At 34.2% G+C, this 278-nt stretch carries 1 protein-coding gene; it reads left to right on the top strand.

Annotation, left to right across the window (positions count from 1 at the left end; all coding sequences use genetic code 11):
* The coding region (locus tag NO346_RS14750) for a transposase (protein WP_256415607.1) at positions 1-278 on the top strand (278 nt) is incomplete at both ends.

The raw sequence follows: 278 nt of genomic DNA, 5'->3' as shown, positions 1-278 counted from the left end.
TATTTAAGACTCAGTTAAAAGAACAGCAGAGGTTTTATATTGTGCATCAAGATGAAGATGATTTATTGTCCTTTGAGGGTTTTCATGAATTACATTCAAGTCATTGGAAAATAGAGCAATATCACCGAGTGATTAAACAGGTTTGTCATATTGAAAAGTTTCAAGTAAGACGATCTAAACTGATTTTGAATCATATTTTTGCAGCCTTGATGGCCTACGTCGAGATACAAAAGAACCAGTTTGAGCGGATCTTTGAAAATGTATATCGTTGGCAGAAG

Source organism: Acinetobacter sp. 5862 (assembly GCF_024494585.1).
In the GTDB taxonomy this organism is placed as follows: Bacteria; Pseudomonadota; Gammaproteobacteria; order Pseudomonadales; family Moraxellaceae; genus Acinetobacter.
The sequence above is the reverse complement of the archived record's forward strand: the minus strand, read 5'-3'. Positions and strand labels throughout refer to the sequence as shown.